The following is a 14,783-nucleotide window of genomic DNA, read 5'->3' as shown; positions in this document are numbered from 1 at the left end:
CCCGGAGAACACGAGCTGATGAACATCGCACCAGATAAGACCGCTGACGCCATCCTGCGGGTCCTGGGACACGTCGATCCGCCAGAGGATCTGTACAGCGCTTCAGGATCCCGCCTTTACGACCAAATCACCGCCAACGACTTGACCGAGCTTCCCGAAATCCTCACCGCCGTGCGCAAAACCTCGGGACCCATCCTTGAACTTGCTGCAGGATCCGGACGGATCACCCGGCCGCTTCTCGCCCTGGGTCGTCCGCTTGCCGCCGTCGATTCTTCACCGGAGATGCTCGCCATGCTGCAGGAAAAGGCAGGCACCAGGACGTTCAATCCGCGTGGAGTGGCTGTCGAGTTGATGGAGGCTGACATGTCCCGCTTCGAGGTGGACGGCGGATACGGTTGCGTGGTTCTCGGGGCCAGTTCCATCACGCTCCTGGATCCTGCGGGCAGGCGCGAATTGTTTCGGAGGGTACGCGACTGCTTGACGCCGGACGGCCGTTTCCTGCTGACTGTCCTGAACGCTGACAGTCACCAAGGGTCGGAAGAGGACGACGACGGCGGCACTACAGTTTCGCCGCTGGGGGACGACGCATTCCTGATTACGTCCGAAAGCCGCGATCCCGTGAACGGAGCGCGCCACGTGACCATGATCCATGTCAGCTTCAATGAGGAAGGCACGTATCGATCCTCGGCGTACGCGAGCGACATCGCTTTTGTGAGTAACAGCCTGATCGAAGAAGAGATCCTGGCCGAGGGCCTCACCGTCCTGGAGCGCCGACCGGTTCGGATAGCGTCGCCGAGTCCCGGGTTGAAGGACGTGGAGCTCTGGGTATGCGGCAAGTGAGCGTGGATCCCGTGCGGACGCTCGACCCCTCCCTGGGACTCGTGTCCGAAGCCTCCGTGTACGCGCCCAACGAGGTAGGTCTTTGGCGAACCGTGGGGCTGTTGGCCAATGGGGCGCCCGGCGCCAGGCTCGCCTCCGCCGTTGGTGCCTTCGACGTCACCAGGCGTGCTTCCCTGACCCGCGGCGCAGGAGAGGCTGTTGAACGATTCGCGTTGGTCCCTGTGCCTGCCGATTCCGAATGCCTCCATGCTCCGACCGGCAGTCGCGACGCGAAAATCGACTTCGCCAGCGCCGGATTAGGACGCGCATCCGCCCTCGCCCATGACTTTCCTTGGTACCGTGCCACTGATTTGCTGACGGGGAAGCCCACTCAAATCCCCGCGGCTCTGGTTGATTACACCCCCGGACGCGAGGAGTCGAACCCTTGGGATGAGTTCTTCGATCCCTCACCCAACGGCGCGGCGTCCGGACCCTCCGAAGCCTTTGCCCGGACATCGGCCATCGCGGAAGTCGTGGAACGGGATGCCTTCCTTACAGCCTGGCGTCTGAGAACTCCACTGCAACGATTCGACGCCGAAAGCATGCCCGTCGCGGTGCGTCAGGCGCCGGAAGCAAGAGGTCTTAGCCTGCTCCTTATTGCTGCGCGGGCAGCCGGGGTTGAGCCTACTCTCGCCTTCATTCCTGGCGGTCATAGTCCGCTGCTCACTGCTGTGTGCATCATTGCGGAAGAAAAGGGAACCGCTGGTTATGGCGCCGTCGGACTCAAGACTGCCTCGGACCCGGTCATTGCCCTGAGGGGAGCGCTCCAGGAAGGTTTGCAGATCCGGGAGCTCTTCCTCGCCCGAAGGCAATCCGCCGAGACGATTCCCGCCGAGTCGATTCCCACCGAGTCGGTTCCCGCCACTCCTTCTTCGGCAGTGACGGATGACGACTCCCGTGCGGACTTCTGGACTTCCGCGCCCGCGGTCGCTGAGTTGCGCCAGTGGGTTATGTCCTTCAAACCCTCCACCTTTCCTGTCGGCCAGGCCGCACCTGACGTGGATGCTTTGGTGCAGTACTTGGCGGGACGGAATATCCGCTCGCACTGGGTGGACCTCACATACAGGCTTCCCCCAGCGATCCGCGACTTGGGCTGGGTGGCTGGCAAGGCCATCTGCCCGGGGGCCATTCCCTTGACCATGGACGAGACCAAGAATCTGTTTGAGATTCCGGACCGCCCCTCCACCCCGCATCCCCTGATATGAGCAGCTCAGGGAGGCCGGAGGTTGAATGGCCGGTGCAGCTTGCGCCGTCGGCCTCCATCGATAGGCCGCTGCAGGAGGGCGGGCCTTGGATAGTCGCCGTCAACGGTGTGCCGAAAGCGCGAGTCTCCGCCGACGTCGCAGATGTCTTGAAGACCGTGGACGGCCACCTGCAAGCTGCCCAGGTCGCTCAACTGCTGGGGTCAGTTTGGAAGCCTGCGGACGTGGAGGGGATCGTGCGCCAGCTGGCGCACACAGGAATTTTCGACGGCGGTGCGCAGCCAACGGGGATCCGACGGGTCCAGTTCAGGCCACCCCTGACTGTTCAGTTCACCCTTTTCAATCCGGCACCGCTGTTGGAAGCTCTTCGGCCGGCAATCACAGCCATGGTTCGGCCAGGCGGGGCCGCCGCATCCCTGTTGCTCCTGCTCAGCGGACTATTCGGCGTGTTCCTGGCAGGGCCCAACATGTGGCGGGTTCTATCGACGCCCCTTCCTTTGGAAGCCTATCTGTACGTGATGGCGGCGATGTTTGTCTCCACGCTGCTCCACGAACTGGGTCACGGCATGGCGCTCACTTACTTCGGTGGCACGCCGCGACGCATCGGGATCATGCTGTTCTACCTGTCGCCTGCCTTCTTCTGCGACGTGACCGACGGATGGCGATTGAGTTCCAGGAAGCAGCGGGTACTCGTTGCCCTCGCAGGACCTCTGGTGCACGTTGCGCTCGGGAGTTTTGCCATGACGGTACAACTGTTCCTTCCGGAGTCTGCAGCTAAGGACGCGGCCGTCCTCTACGGGATGATTTGCTACGCCGTGGCTGTGCTCAACCTGTTCCCCTTCATCAAATTGGATGGCTACGTGGCCCTCATGTCCGCCGTGGACATTCCTCATCTTCGGAAGAAATCGATGGAGGCGTTGGCCGACATCGTCAGTTCCCGGGTTCTAGGATCTGTTCGCACCTTCCCCAGCCGAGGTCTTTTGCCCTGGTTCGGGCTTGCGAGCTTTGTTTCGGGAATTGTTTTCATGGTGGTCGGCTACCAACGGCTCGTGCCGATCTTCCTGCAGCTTGGCTACGCAGGGCACCTTGTGGTTCTCGGGGTCCTTTGCCTACTGCTTGTGATGGCTGTCAGAAGCATCCTCCGGTTCTTCCGCTCGGCGGCCACGAACGGAAGCCCGGCGTGGAGGCGGGCCTTTGTCATCTTGCTGGGAGCGGCGGCTGTTGGAGCGCTTCTGATGCTCGTTCAAGTGAGACCGGTAATCGTGGCCGGCTACACGTTTGCCGATGGCGAGTTGCGGATCGTGGCGCCGATTCAAAGTGGCAGGACCCTGGAGCCGGGCGATCGTGTCACCCTGCAATCGCAGGGAATGATTATTCACGAACATTTGGGCCGGGCCACCGTTGGTGAGCAGCCGCCGTCGAACTCCATGGCGTCTCTGGACACCATCGCGCCTATCGCCCTTTCCGGCAACAATCTGCCGGTTCTTGCGTACCCGGGCCAGCTGGAATCGGGGATAAACCTGGCCTCATCCGGACGCGCCGAAGTGACAAGTCAACGGGTCACGAGTTTGGGGGAGTGGCTGTGGGACGTGGCCAGGAACTCCCCGCTCTGGCCAGCTCAGTCCGGGCAAAGCATCGAATCCCAGAAGGGGGACTTATGAGCATCCACGCCAGTTTCGAGGCGTTCAGCAAGAAGAGAGGCTCACGGTTCGCCGTCGAAGAGCTAACTTTCAACGTGCCGGCGGGGCGTGTGGTGGGCCTCATCGGGCCCAATGGGGCGGGGAAGAGCACTGCGCTCGCCGGGCTAACGGGGCTATTGGAAGCAACATCGGGGCGAGCAACAGTCTTCGGCAGTGACTACAGGTCCCTGAGGAGTCCAGCTACCAAAGTTGGCGTGAACCTGGATGGTATGGAAGTGGAGCCCGGCCTGACGGGACGCCGACACCTGCAGATTTGCAGCCTCGCTGTTGGGGTTGGTCGCGAGGACGTGGAGCGGGTTCTTGAGCTGGTGGATCTCGCGGCCGAAGGAAACAAGAAGGTGCGGGACTATTCGCTGGGCATGCGGCAACGCCTGGGTATTGCGTCCGCCTTGGTGGGCAGCCCGCAGCTGCTTGTCCTTGATGAACCTGCCAACGGACTGGACCCGGAAGGCATCCAATGGCTGCGGCGATTCCTCCGGGACTTCGCTGCGTCGGGAGGGAGTGCCCTGGTTTCAAGCCACCAGCTCATGGAGCTGGAACAGGTTGTTGACGAGGTTGTGATCCTCAAACAGAGAATGCTGTTTCGTGGAACGCTCAGAGAGGCGAAAGCCCTGGGCGGAGGCAGCTTGGAATCCGCGTACTTCAAGATTCTGGAGGGCGCCCCGTGAAGGCAGCCACGCTCAGTTTCGTGACTCGTGGGCTGCGTTCAGAGCTTCTCCGGTACTTCAGTGGGTATTCGGTTCTCGGCATTCTGGCATTCACCGCACTGGTCCCTTGGTTCGCCGCAAACTTCCTGGGCTGGCCAGCTAACTCGGGCGAGCTGTCGGCAGCGGACAACGTCCAGGCTTTTTGGGCTCTGGCAGCGAGCATTGCGCCGGTAGCTACGTTTGCCGGGAGCTACTTGGTAACCCGGGAGTCCTACTACGGGACCCTCCGGCGCAGCGTGGTGATGTCAGGACTGCTGCAAGTGGTGATGGCCAAGTACGTGACCGCATTGGTTGTTGGTCTGGCCACGGCTGTCACAGGAATAGCGATTTTGAGCGTAAGCATGGCATTTTCGCTAACTCCTGACGTTCTGACCGAACTTCTGACAGCCGAATCATGGATCCAGTTGCCTGGTGTGGTGCTGGCCTCGGCCATGGGCTCCCTGTGGGGTTGCTCGCTCGGATGGATCATCCGGCACTACTACGCGACGACGATACTCACCATGCTGATTCCGCTCGCCATCGAGTTACCTCTCCTCGCAAGCGCCCCCGAGATAGCGCGCTGGCTTCCCTCCGGCGCTTTGGCGGGGGTAGTTTCCCTGCCCTTCGAGGGCCTGCTTGATCCGTTGCCAGCCTTCCTTGTTGCCCTGGGCTGGCTAGTCGCAGCTGGTTTCTGTGTACACCGGGTTCTCCAAGGGAAGGAGTTTTAGCATGGCTCACGTAGTGCCCGCTTTCCTTTCTGACCTTCATCGGCCATCGTTGTGGCGGGGGTCAGCCATTGGTGCCCTGCTGGTGTTGGGACTCCTAGGAACGCTCGTGGCCACAGCAAGTCTGGAACCCCAAAAACCACCGGGGATTGATCGGGTTCTCCTGAAAGCAGGCATGTCGCTTATGCTCACGGTAGCTGCAGTGCTGGGGTCCTTCTCCTTCACGTCGGACTATCGATCGGGCTGCTTCACCCGCCGGGTACTGCTGTTCCAGAGGGGTGCCGCTTTCGCTGGCCGGGCAGCCGCAACTGCGTTGGCGGCCCTTGTGATGGGAGCAGCCGTAGGCGTGCTTTTCGGCCTCTCCGGTGAACTGCTGGATGGTCTACGGGGCTTCAACTTCCCAGCCGTCCTGGGCTTCGCCGGCATGGCCGGTATGGGGTCGCTGTGGGGCTTTGCCGTGGGCTCCTTGATTCGCAGTCATTTGGTGAGCCTCTTTGTGGTCCCTCTGACTTTGGTGGTTCCGGAGCTTCTGTCCGGCTCGCTAGGGCAGGCCAAACAGTTCCTCTTCCCGGTTTTGGCTGCCGATTGGGCTGACCACGTAGCTTTCCACATACCAGCATCAGGTTCTTTCGTGGGAGTCGCGAGCTGGCTTTTAGTGGTTACAGCGGTTGCCTTTGGGGCGTTCCTAAAACGGGATCTGGCCTGACTTTTCATCTCTTCAATTAAGGAATTCGCAATGAACCGCAGTCCGTTGGTTTGGCTCTTCTTGGCATTGGTCCTGGGCGCCTATGCTGTGTCCATTTTCGTTTCGAATTCGGACCAAACGTGGTGGTCCACCGCTTCCGGGATCATCATCGCGGCAGCATCATTGCTCATGCTGTGGAGGTTCAGTCGGGAGGTTAGGAAGAACCGCCAACCTTGAAAAGATGAAACGAACCGGGCGCCGCAGCAGAAACCCGCCCCGCAGGCGCCCTTCAAGGGTGCCTCCGAGGCGGGCTTCGTCCGCTCGAGGAATGAGTTACACGCTACTTGCCAGGGTTCAAGGGCTTCACCACCATTGCCGAACCTCCACCACGGCGGTCCGGTTCGGCGGCCGCAGTCAACGATCCGTCCTTGTTGAACTCGATGGCGGTTGCTGAGCCTATTTCGGCAGCAGATGTAAAGGCGTCACCGGCTGGAACCAGATCATGCCCCAGCGACTCCAAGGCAGGACCGTAGGCGTCGATAAAAGCAGGCTCGGAGCTGACCGTCGCACCGTTACGTGGAGAAGTTCGTGGTGCAGCGAGAGCTTCGGACACATCCATTCCCAGGTCGATGCGGTTGAGGATGGTTTGCAGCACGGTAGTAATGATGGTGGAACCACCGGGGGAGCCGAGAGCCAGGAACGGATCGCCATCCTTCAAAACGATGGTCGGCGACATCGAGGACCGCGGACGCTTACCTGGCTGAATCCAGTTGGGATCACTCTCTTTGTAGACAGTGCTGAAGTCAGTCAGCTCATTGTTGAGCAGGAAGCCACGGCCCGGAACGACGATCCCGGAACCGTGCCGCCGTCGGGACCGAGAACTGCCGTCAAGACTTGCCTGCCCATGAGCACCCAGGGCAGTCTGACTCAGACGCTTCGGGGCGGCTGGGGTGTGAGGCATCAGGATACTATGCCGACTGGAATAATTGGGTGCGGGCCATCAGCCGCCTCCTCCCCTCTGCTATAGGTAGCTCTTCACGCTTTCCCGGAGAACTTCGCGTGCTCGTAGATCTCGTCAAGCGAACTGATGGGCACGCGAGTCTCTTCCTTGTTTGCGTCGAACAGGCCGATGTATTTCTGTGCTCGGTTGAAGTGGAGACGTGCGATTGGCTTCCTGTTGTTATCGTCCAGGAGTACGGCAAAGTATGACTTTGCATCGCGCTGGACGACGCGGGTGGGCTTCACTTCGCTGCAAACTATCGCGCGGACAATCTGGTAGCCCTCAATTTCTTCAAGGGTGGTCTCCAATGCGTCCGCCTCTGCCAAATCCGCCTCGGCGATGGGTTTGCTGGATACTGTGGCAGCAGCTATATCGTCGCTGGCCGCATAGGCTTGGGCGCCAAGTGCTTTTTTGAGCCGCTCGTTGACCTGATCATTCAGGAATTGCTTGGTGGCCTTAGCAACCAGTGCTGTGAACTGCTCGCGAACGCGCTGGGTATACGCGCCCGTGTAAACGCGAGAAGTTAGGAACTTGACCCATTCATCTTCTGGCTCACGAAACTGCGCGGCGAGGGTCCGTTTGAGTTCACCGATATATTTCAGTTCGCCTGCCGCGCTGATGATGGAATCCAAGTCGAAGACATCTTTGGAGAGTTTTTGGAGCTCGGGCAGCAGGGTCTCATCGATGTCGTTTAGGTCCAGCACCAGGAACGGCTTGGCGTCCATCCTGTTTGGGGCGTCGAGATCGGTGAAAAACTGGTAGGTCTCCCCGTTGGTGAGGATGGCGATCCTGGCGTTTGTTACCGCGAAGTAGCGGAACAGTTGAGATGCATGTTCGATCTTTACCGGCTCAATCGATTTCTTGCACTCAATAAGAATCTGGACTTCGCCATCCTTGACGATCGCGTAATCAATCTTCTCGCCCTTCTTCACGCCCACGTCTGCGGTGAACTCGGGAACTACTTCAAGCGGGTTGAAAACGTCGTAGCCCAGGATTGAGGAGATGAATGGCATGACGAAGGCGTTCTTCGTTGCTTCTTCTGTCTCAATAACACCTCGTTGCTGACGCACCTTTGCTGCTAGTGCAGACAGCCGTTCTGCAAATTCCATGCGACCCCCATTGGTCTCAATTTCGACAGGTGTGCCTACCTTAGCCGAGCTTTGGACTCTTGGGGCGAAACGGCCCGCGCGCTTAATCATCCTGCCGACCAACTGGCAGCCGCCTATCAAACAACCAACCTCAGCGGCCGCTGCCCCAACTGCACCGTGATCTCCTGCCCCCACGAAGCCACCAGCCGGTCATCTTCCATCCCGTCGCCGAACACCACGAGCTGATCCGATGCCACGGTGATCCGCAGTACTTCTCCGGCTTCCAGGACACCCTCCGTCAAAGAAGCTCCCGTTACTGGTGATGGCCATGCTTCGCGGACGAACCACGCGAGCCGCGGATCGGTCGGGGCGGGAAGGGCACGTCCGCCGCGTTCCAAAGCGATCGAAGCGCACCATCCGGTAGCGCCGGTCCCGGTTGAAACGATAAGGCCCGACGACGACTGCCGCTCAGTCTGTCCGCCCGGCTGGGTGAAACTTGGCGCGGTGACGGAGTACTTTGCCGACTGGTGCGATGCGTGCCCCACGAAAACTTCGTTGAGCGCTGAAAGCTGCTGACCGTCGTCGAGCGTTGCCGTCACAGTGGTGAGGTTTTGGCAGCGCAGGCGCGCAACGTCGCCGGCACCCAGAAGGGCGGCTGCCGCTGCGGGCGTGTGACGGACAAGCACGCCGGGGTTCGCGCCGGGCTCGGGATCGATGCCGATCACCGGCTGGCCGTTCAGATACTTCGCAACGTTCGCCACCAGCCCGTCTTGCCCCACCACGACGATGATGTCCTCGGCGGTGAGCAGGAAGCGGCTCAAGTCCGCCCGTTCTACTTCAGCTTGTCGCCAATCGGCCGGCACTGCGGACCTGATGGTTGTGAGTGCGGAAGTGAGTCGATCATGCCGTTCCTGCACGTCCTGGATGCTCCGACCGCGGGTGCGGAGGAAGAACTCGGCCTGGCCACGGGTGGCGTGCCTGTCCAGGAGTTCCTGGAGTTCGGTCCGGCGGTGGACGATGACGATGCGCGGGGTTGCCATGACGTGTCCTTATTTGGTGTCGGCGGTGGCGGCGGGCTCCTTGAACAACCCGGCGAGTGCTCCACTGAGCAGGTCCGGGGTGATGGTGAGGTTCCCGATGTTCGGCAGGCTTCCTGCTGCGTCCTTCAGAGCCAGTGCCAGCAGCGTGGCCTGTTCCATGCCGCGGTAGACCTCCATGGTGGCTGCTTCCCGTGCGGCGGCTGCTTCACCCACCAGGCGGATCTGGTTGGCCTCGGCTGCTGCGCCAATTCCCTTCCGTTCAGCTGAGCTCTGCGCCTCAATCAAACCAGCGGCGGCCTTCTCCTCGGCAGCGCGTCGGGCGTTCGCACCTTCCTGCGCCACCAGGTTTTCGCGGCGGACTGCCAGTTCGATTTGGCTCGCCATTTCGTTCTCGGAGATGGTCCGTTCACGTTCGACGGCGACCGCCCGCCTCTCGTAGACGGCCCGGTCCGCTTCGGCTTGGAGCTGTTCCCGAACCGGTGTCTGCAGGGCACGTTCGACGTCGGATTCGGGCCGCACCGCCAACACCTGGACACCGAGGATTTCGATGCCGGTGGACTGGAGCCTTGCGTCGGCACGGAGCGCGTCGGTGAGGACCAGCCGGAGCTGGCTGACTCCGCGTTCGAGTGCTTCGGCGAGCGTGGTGGTGGCGATCTGGTCGATTGCGTGGCTCTGGCACAGCTGGCCGATGATGGTGGACACTTGCTCGCGGCCGGTTGCCGGCGCCTTGCCTGCAGTCTGCAAACCGAAATCGAGCCGGGTTGAAACAGCTACGGGGTCGATGAAGCGGTAGGTCACGTTGGCCTGGACGCTGACGTCCTGGTGGTCGCGGGTGATGGCGTGGAAAAGGGTGGGCAGTTCCTGGTCGTCCACGGGAACCTCGCTGAGCACGGAGTTTGCGGGGCGGAAGAAGAACGCCTGGCCCACTCCTTGGTGCTTGACGGCGCCCTTTTGCAGGTGGACGACGTAGCCGGTGGGGCTGCCGAGGAAGTGGCTGAGCCAGGGGTAGCGCTTGATGGTGGCCATGATGATCACTCACTTTCGTTTAGTTGTCGTCAACTTGACGATAACTAAACCATAGAGCCGACTCTGGATTATTGTCAACATGACGATAATTACCTACGATTACTCCATGCCTGTATCCCATCCGGCGCCCGAGCGCTTCCCGGTAACTGTCGACGTCGTCGCCCTGACCGTGCGTAAGGGCGAGCTGAACGTCCTTCTCATCACGCGGCTAATCGAGCCTTTTCGCGGCAAGCTCGCGCTTCCGGGCGGATTCGTCCTTGCGGGCGAGGACCTGCACGAGGCGGCGGCCCGGGAACTAGCGGAGGAGACCGGCGTCGGGCGCCTGCCCGGCCATCTGGAACAGCTGGGGAGCTACGGACCCAGGGGTCGCGATCCCCGCGGAGACGTCCTGACGGTGGCGCACCTCCTGCTGGCGCCGGACTTTCCGGTGTTGGCCGCAGGCAGCGATGCCGAGCACGCTGCCTGGTACCCGGTTCGGGCCGTCCTCGATGGAGAGCTGGAGCTGGCCTTCGATCATGCCCGCATCCTGGACGACGCCCAGGAACGGGCTAAGTCGAAACTAGAATATTCACCGCTGGGCGCTGCCTTCTGCGGCGAGGAATTCACCATCGCCCAACTCCGTGCCGTGTACGAAGCCGTGTGGGGGACCCGCCTGGACCCGCGGAATTTTCACCGCAAAGCGACAGGGACGCCCGGCTTCCTTGAGGGCACGGGTCGAATGACAGCGGGCGACGCCGGGCGGCCGGCCGCGCTCTTCAGGCTGGCCCCCGAGGCGCGTCCGACGGCGGGCCAGCCCACCCGGGCGGTCCTGAACCCGCCGCTGATGCGCCCGCGGGATTGAAGCGGCGCCTCTGTGCCAAACTAGGTGCCCAACCAGGGACAGCAAACGTTCCATGGAGGGGTCAGCGGGCCTTTATCTGTCCCTCAGTTTGCCGGCGTGGGTCAGTATGGAAGCGGCAGTGGACTCAGGGTTCGGCGTCGAGATGAGCCGCGTACGTCGAGGTGTCTCCAGGACGATGGCCGGTCCGCCAACCAGCAAGCCCCACGTGCGTTGGCCCAAGTACCTGACGCCGAATCCTTCGGTCAGGGAACTGGGCGGCGCGGGGGAGGCGTCAACGATGTCCTCCAGCGGGATGGTCCTTGAGTAGAAAGGCCGGCATCCGACAACCAGGGTCTGGTCCGTGGCTTCAACAGTCACGGTGATGCGGAGTACTGCCACCGTCAGCAAGGCGATGACCGCAACCAGCCCTGTGCTGATCAGCAGGACGCCGCTGGGAATGGCCATTGCAATGACGGAGAAGCAAGCCAGCCCCACGACGCTTGCAATGACCTTCTGCGAGCCGCCGCTGATCCCGGCCTCTGAAATCAGGGGCGACGTTCTAGGGCCGCTCAAGATCGTGCGTTTCACTAAATGAGCTCCTCTGCGCACGTTTCGATTGCACTAGCCGATCAACATATAGAACCGCCGCAACTACAACGAAGCCGATCAGCAGGGCGTAGATAAATCCGAGAGGCCGCACCAAGAGCGCGTATGTCCCGAATCCGAACACGAACGTCAGAAGACTCCGTCTGGTTTTGGCACTCATCAATCCCCCAAAGACCCGCCGTTGTTGGCATGGGGGTGAGCCTACCCGGCGAGCGGCAGCACGCAAGTCACGTGCCTTGAACGATCAGTTGGGGTGAGGGACGGCCGGTTCCTTTCTTGTGGCAGAGACGAGCCGGTTCAGCTCTGCCAACACCCGCTCCGGAGTCTCAGCGGCGTGCACCACCACAAACCCGTCGAACTCAGGCAGCGAATGGTAAGCGGAACGGAAAGCCTGCAGGTCAGCCGGTGTTTCCTTGTCCGTACCGCGCGCCATGACGCGATGATGGGCAACACGCGGGTCAACATCGAAATGCACGTGCAAGTCGGGGGAGGGAAGCTTTTTCAGAAGCCAGGGGAGCAGGGGGCCGCGTCGCAAACCGCTGGCTTGGCGAAGCGCCAGCTGGCAGTGCAGGTGGCGGTCCATGACCACCAAACCGTCGAACTGCCGGGCGCGCACATGGTTAACCAACACGTTGAAGAGGCGAACGCCGGTTTCGACGAAGTCCGAAACGCGGGGCGCCACTTTCCAGCCAAAGCGCGCCGATAGAAGCGACATCCTCCGGCGGGCGGCGTGATTGCTGAGCAGCAGGGCGCTTCGACCTTCAGCGCGAGCCGAATCGACCAAGGCATGGGCCGCCGTCGTTTTTCCTGATCCGTCAATTCCCGTCAGAACTATGAGCATGAGCCCTCCCTTCGTCTTCTGTGCGAACTCGTTCTTTGTACAACGCGGCGAAGGCCTCGGTTGTGCCGGGTGAGGTGCAGATCACGCCCCGGGCTGCCCAAAACGCCCAGCTATATGAACCGGGCTTTCCGCGGCTGAGGAGCGCACGGAGGCCGATCGGCATGTTGGAGTAACTCCGCAGCGGCTCCAAGAAGGGTACTAAGTTTCCTGTCCAAATACTTCGCCCTAGCGGAGTGCGCGCCTATCATGATGCTATGTACGTGCCCCTCGCGGACTGCGGTTTTGGTTTGAACCTAATTTCGTGGGGGTACGTAAGCGATATGGAGAGCAATTCTCCGATCGGTGCCCGTTGGCATGGGTGGCGCTTCAGAAATGGAGTACCAGCGGACGCCTTCCTGAATAGACAACCGTTATTGAAGGGATGCGTAGCTCAATGAATACACTTTTGATTATCGCCGGTGTTATTGCGATCATCTTGCTCTTGGTCGGCGGATTCAACCAAGCCCTCAGCTTCCTGCTGTGGGTGGGAATCATCCTGCTGGTGTTGGCCCTTATTGGCTGGGTTCTGGGCCGTGGCCGGTCGCGCGTATGACCACTGATCCAAGCGAGGTTGCCGGTTTCGCGCAGGTTCGCGACGGGACAACCACTCCGGGACATCCCATTCCCCGGGATCCGGGGACGCCGGAATCGAGCAGCCAGGTACCCGTGGGTGATTCGTCGTCGGAAAGTCCGGAAGACGCCGTCGACGCTGGTCCCAGCGAATCAGCCAACCCGCCCGGGCCGGCAGAAGAGAAGGACGAAAAGACTGCGGACAATCGTGGTCTGACAACCGAAACCAACCCTACGGACTGAGTAGGGCAGGCGCGGCCGCGGACGGGAGAGATCCTGGTCCGCGGCCGCGTTTCTTTGGTCTTCAGCGTGTTTGTCAGTATGCTTACTAATAGCTGGGGGTTATCAGTTCAGCGATTGGGGTAGTGATGCGAATCGGTTCGATTGTGGGACTGGTGGTGGTGGTATGGCTCATTATCGGGGCTGTGGCAGCGGGGCAGCGCGGGTACTTTACCGCTCCGCCCGCACAGTGCTCGCAGTTTGCCACCATCGCACTGAATATTGTCGCGGGCCCATTGAATTACACAGGTTTGGATCCCCAGGGTGGTTGTGAAATTCCGCAACCGTCTTGATGCGCAGGTGATTCAGGGCTGTACAGTAACGCCTTCGCTCTCTAATTGCTAAGATTACTGACTAATTTCGTCAGAGCATGGACATGCCACCAGCTGCACTTATAGGTTCGAAGTGTTCCATAAACACGTTCACCGCTTTGGAAAGGACAGGTCTCATGGACAAGCAGAATGCCACACCGGAAGAGGAAGTGGGAGGCTACGGCACTCCTACGGCAGAGCAGGAGGCCGGCGGCGGCCAGGCTCAGCCCCGCGTGGAAGAAGACATCGAGGAAGCCGCTCTCGGAGAAGGCACCGGCGCCCCGAATCTAAGCCACTTGGATCCGGAGGATTCCGATAGCTCCGGAGAACCAGGCGCGGGCCGTTTTGGCGGAACCGACGAGCAGTACCTGGCCGAGCAGTCCACCCAGCCGGACGGCAATGATGGGGACCTTCCCGACGGCAGCGGCAACGACCTCCCCCAAGAAGAGTCGCCCAACGACGATGATGAAGAAAGTTTCGACGCCGGCTAAGAGCTTTGGCTGGCGCGCTTAAGACAGGCGCGCCACTGGTTAAGCAGCCAGCCGGCTGGCGCGCCACCAGCATTACCGCATGAGCACCCGAGACACGATCGAAGGAGCAAAACCTATGGCTACGGTTAATAAGTCAATCGAAGTAGACGTCCCTGTATCTGTTGCCTACAACCAGTGGACACAGTTCGAGACCTTCCCTCAATTCATGAATGGAGTGGAAGCCGTAGAACAAATCGATGAAACCGGCCTCCATTTCTCAACGAATGTGGGCGGAGTCAAGCGGGAATACAGCGCCCAGATCATTGAGCAGGTCCCCGATTCCCTGGTCAGCTGGGCCAGCGTTGACGGTCCCCGCAACGGCGGAACGGTGAGCTTCGAACCCCTGGACGCCGGCAGGACCCGCGTCAACGTGGAGATCGTCTGGGAGCCGGACGGCCTCGCAGAAAAGGCGGGCTCGGCCCTTGGCGTAGACAGCCTGCGCGTAGGTGCGGACCTGGACAAGTTCAAGAAGTTCATCGAAGCCCAGGGACATGAAACAGGAGCCTGGAGGGGCACGGTTTCCGGTGGCGATGTTGACGACACCGGCGAAACCTTCGGCAGCGGCGGGGTGGCAACAGCCGAGTTCCCGCCCGTCGATCCGGACCTCGCGGCCCCGGCGGCCAACGAAGGTCCTGCGGAACCGCCGCAGCCGCGCACTCCCGGGATCTAGCGCGTTGGGGTTGATCTGACCCACACTGGTTACAGAACCAATAAGTAAGCTCCAGCGAGGGCCGGCCACCACAAACGGGCCGGCCC

At 61.2% G+C, this 14,783-nt stretch carries 17 protein-coding genes and 1 pseudogene; 12 read left to right on the top strand and 6 right to left on the bottom strand.

Going from position 1 to position 14,783, the window contains the following annotated elements; genetic code table 11:
- The first annotated feature begins 18 nt into the window (after positions 1-18).
- From mpaM to ACLRGI_RS07170, 7 genes are read left to right on the top strand one after another with little or no spacing between them, the layout of a single operon-like run.
- The gene (gene mpaM / locus ACLRGI_RS07200; protein ID WP_419200980.1) at positions 19-840 is read left to right on the top strand and encodes a daptide-type RiPP biosynthesis methyltransferase; all 822 of its coding nucleotides are present in this window, start codon (positions 19-21) and stop codon (positions 838-840) included.
- Entirely contained in the window at positions 828-2,084 is a 1,257-nt protein-coding gene (locus ACLRGI_RS07195) for a YcaO-like family protein (protein WP_419200978.1), read from the top strand. The genes mpaM and ACLRGI_RS07195 overlap by 13 nt, the downstream gene beginning before the upstream one ends.
- Positions 2,081-3,742, top strand: coding sequence for a daptide biosynthesis intramembrane metalloprotease (gene mpaP, locus ACLRGI_RS07190; protein ID WP_419200977.1), 1,662 nt, complete (start codon positions 2,081-2,083; stop codon positions 3,740-3,742). The genes ACLRGI_RS07195 and mpaP overlap by 4 nt, the downstream gene beginning before the upstream one ends.
- Positions 3,739-4,449: an ATP-binding cassette domain-containing protein gene (locus ACLRGI_RS07185; protein ID WP_419200976.1), complete on the top strand. Its 711-nt coding sequence runs from the start codon at positions 3,739-3,741 to the stop codon at positions 4,447-4,449. Before mpaP ends, ACLRGI_RS07185 begins: the two co-directional genes overlap by 4 nt.
- Positions 4,446-5,195 (top strand): hypothetical protein, encoded by a 750-nt coding sequence (locus tag ACLRGI_RS07180; protein WP_419200975.1) that lies wholly within the window; start codon positions 4,446-4,448, stop codon positions 5,193-5,195. Before ACLRGI_RS07185 ends, ACLRGI_RS07180 begins: the two co-directional genes overlap by 4 nt.
- A 1-nt stretch (position 5,196) precedes the next feature.
- Positions 5,197-5,898, top strand: coding sequence for a hypothetical protein (locus ACLRGI_RS07175; protein WP_419200974.1), 702 nt, complete (start codon positions 5,197-5,199; stop codon positions 5,896-5,898).
- 30 nt (positions 5,899-5,928) lie between these two features.
- The gene (locus ACLRGI_RS07170) at positions 5,929-6,114 is read left to right on the top strand and encodes a SoxR reducing system RseC family protein (RefSeq protein ID WP_419200973.1); all 186 of its coding nucleotides are present in this window, start codon (positions 5,929-5,931) and stop codon (positions 6,112-6,114) included.
- A 103-nt stretch (positions 6,115-6,217) separates the two neighbouring features.
- Here the strand turns inward: ACLRGI_RS07170 and ACLRGI_RS07165 are convergent.
- The 4 genes and pseudogenes from ACLRGI_RS07165 to ACLRGI_RS07150 all read right to left on the bottom strand — a co-directional run.
- Positions 6,218-6,736: pseudogene (locus ACLRGI_RS07165) on the bottom strand (gamma-glutamyltransferase); the annotation flags it as partial.
- A 176-nt stretch (positions 6,737-6,912) separates the two neighbouring features.
- Entirely contained in the window at positions 6,913-7,986 is a 1,074-nt protein-coding gene (locus tag ACLRGI_RS07160) for a type I restriction endonuclease (protein WP_419200972.1), read from the bottom strand.
- A gap of 116 nt (positions 7,987-8,102) precedes the next feature.
- Positions 8,103-9,005: a diacylglycerol kinase catalytic domain-containing protein gene (locus tag ACLRGI_RS07155; protein ID WP_419200971.1), complete on the bottom strand. Its 903-nt coding sequence runs from the start codon at positions 9,003-9,005 to the stop codon at positions 8,103-8,105.
- A gap of 9 nt (positions 9,006-9,014) precedes the next feature.
- Complete coding sequence (locus tag ACLRGI_RS07150) at positions 9,015-10,031, bottom strand: SPFH domain-containing protein (RefSeq protein WP_419200970.1); 1,017 nt, start codon at positions 10,029-10,031, stop codon at positions 9,015-9,017.
- Between the two features lie 79 nt (positions 10,032-10,110).
- On the opposite strand from ACLRGI_RS07150, the gene ACLRGI_RS07145 reads away from it, so the two are divergent.
- Positions 10,111-10,872: an NUDIX hydrolase gene (locus ACLRGI_RS07145; RefSeq protein ID WP_419200969.1), complete on the top strand. Its 762-nt coding sequence runs from the start codon at positions 10,111-10,113 to the stop codon at positions 10,870-10,872.
- 72 nt (positions 10,873-10,944) lie between these two features.
- On the opposite strand, the gene ACLRGI_RS07140 is transcribed toward ACLRGI_RS07145, so the two are convergent.
- Together ACLRGI_RS07140 and ACLRGI_RS07135 are read right to left on the bottom strand one after the other, a co-directional pair.
- Complete coding sequence (locus ACLRGI_RS07140; RefSeq protein ID WP_419200968.1) at positions 10,945-11,439, bottom strand: hypothetical protein; 495 nt, start codon at positions 11,437-11,439, stop codon at positions 10,945-10,947.
- Between the two features lie 262 nt (positions 11,440-11,701).
- Positions 11,702-12,298, bottom strand: coding sequence for a nucleoside/nucleotide kinase family protein (locus tag ACLRGI_RS07135; RefSeq protein ID WP_419200967.1), 597 nt, complete (start codon positions 12,296-12,298; stop codon positions 11,702-11,704).
- A gap of 433 nt (positions 12,299-12,731) precedes the next feature.
- Between ACLRGI_RS07135 and ACLRGI_RS07130 the strand changes: the two genes are divergently transcribed.
- From ACLRGI_RS07130 to ACLRGI_RS07115, 4 genes are all read left to right on the top strand, one after another.
- The gene (locus ACLRGI_RS07130) at positions 12,732-12,890 is read left to right on the top strand and encodes a hypothetical protein (RefSeq protein WP_017200690.1); all 159 of its coding nucleotides are present in this window, start codon (positions 12,732-12,734) and stop codon (positions 12,888-12,890) included.
- Positions 12,887-13,150 carry a hypothetical protein gene (locus ACLRGI_RS07125; RefSeq protein WP_419200966.1) on the top strand — a complete coding sequence of 88 codons (264 nt, stop codon included), beginning with the start codon at positions 12,887-12,889 and terminating at the stop codon, positions 13,148-13,150. The genes ACLRGI_RS07130 and ACLRGI_RS07125 overlap by 4 nt, the downstream gene beginning before the upstream one ends.
- Before the next feature lie 406 nt (positions 13,151-13,556).
- Positions 13,557-13,988 carry a hypothetical protein gene (locus tag ACLRGI_RS07120; RefSeq protein ID WP_044569311.1) on the top strand — a complete coding sequence of 144 codons (432 nt, stop codon included), beginning with the start codon at positions 13,557-13,559 and terminating at the stop codon, positions 13,986-13,988.
- A 79-nt stretch (positions 13,989-14,067) separates the two neighbouring features.
- Positions 14,068-14,697 (top strand): SRPBCC family protein, encoded by a 630-nt coding sequence (locus ACLRGI_RS07115; RefSeq protein WP_419200965.1) that lies wholly within the window; start codon positions 14,068-14,070, stop codon positions 14,695-14,697.
- Positions 14,698-14,783: the final 86 nt, after the last annotated feature.

This window comes from Paenarthrobacter sp. PPS72, from assembly GCF_048537125.1.
Lineage (GTDB): Bacteria > Actinomycetota > Actinomycetes > Actinomycetales > Micrococcaceae > Arthrobacter > Arthrobacter nitroguajacolicus_E.
Note: the sequence above shows the minus strand (reverse complement) of the source record. Positions and strands in the feature narration are given on the sequence as shown.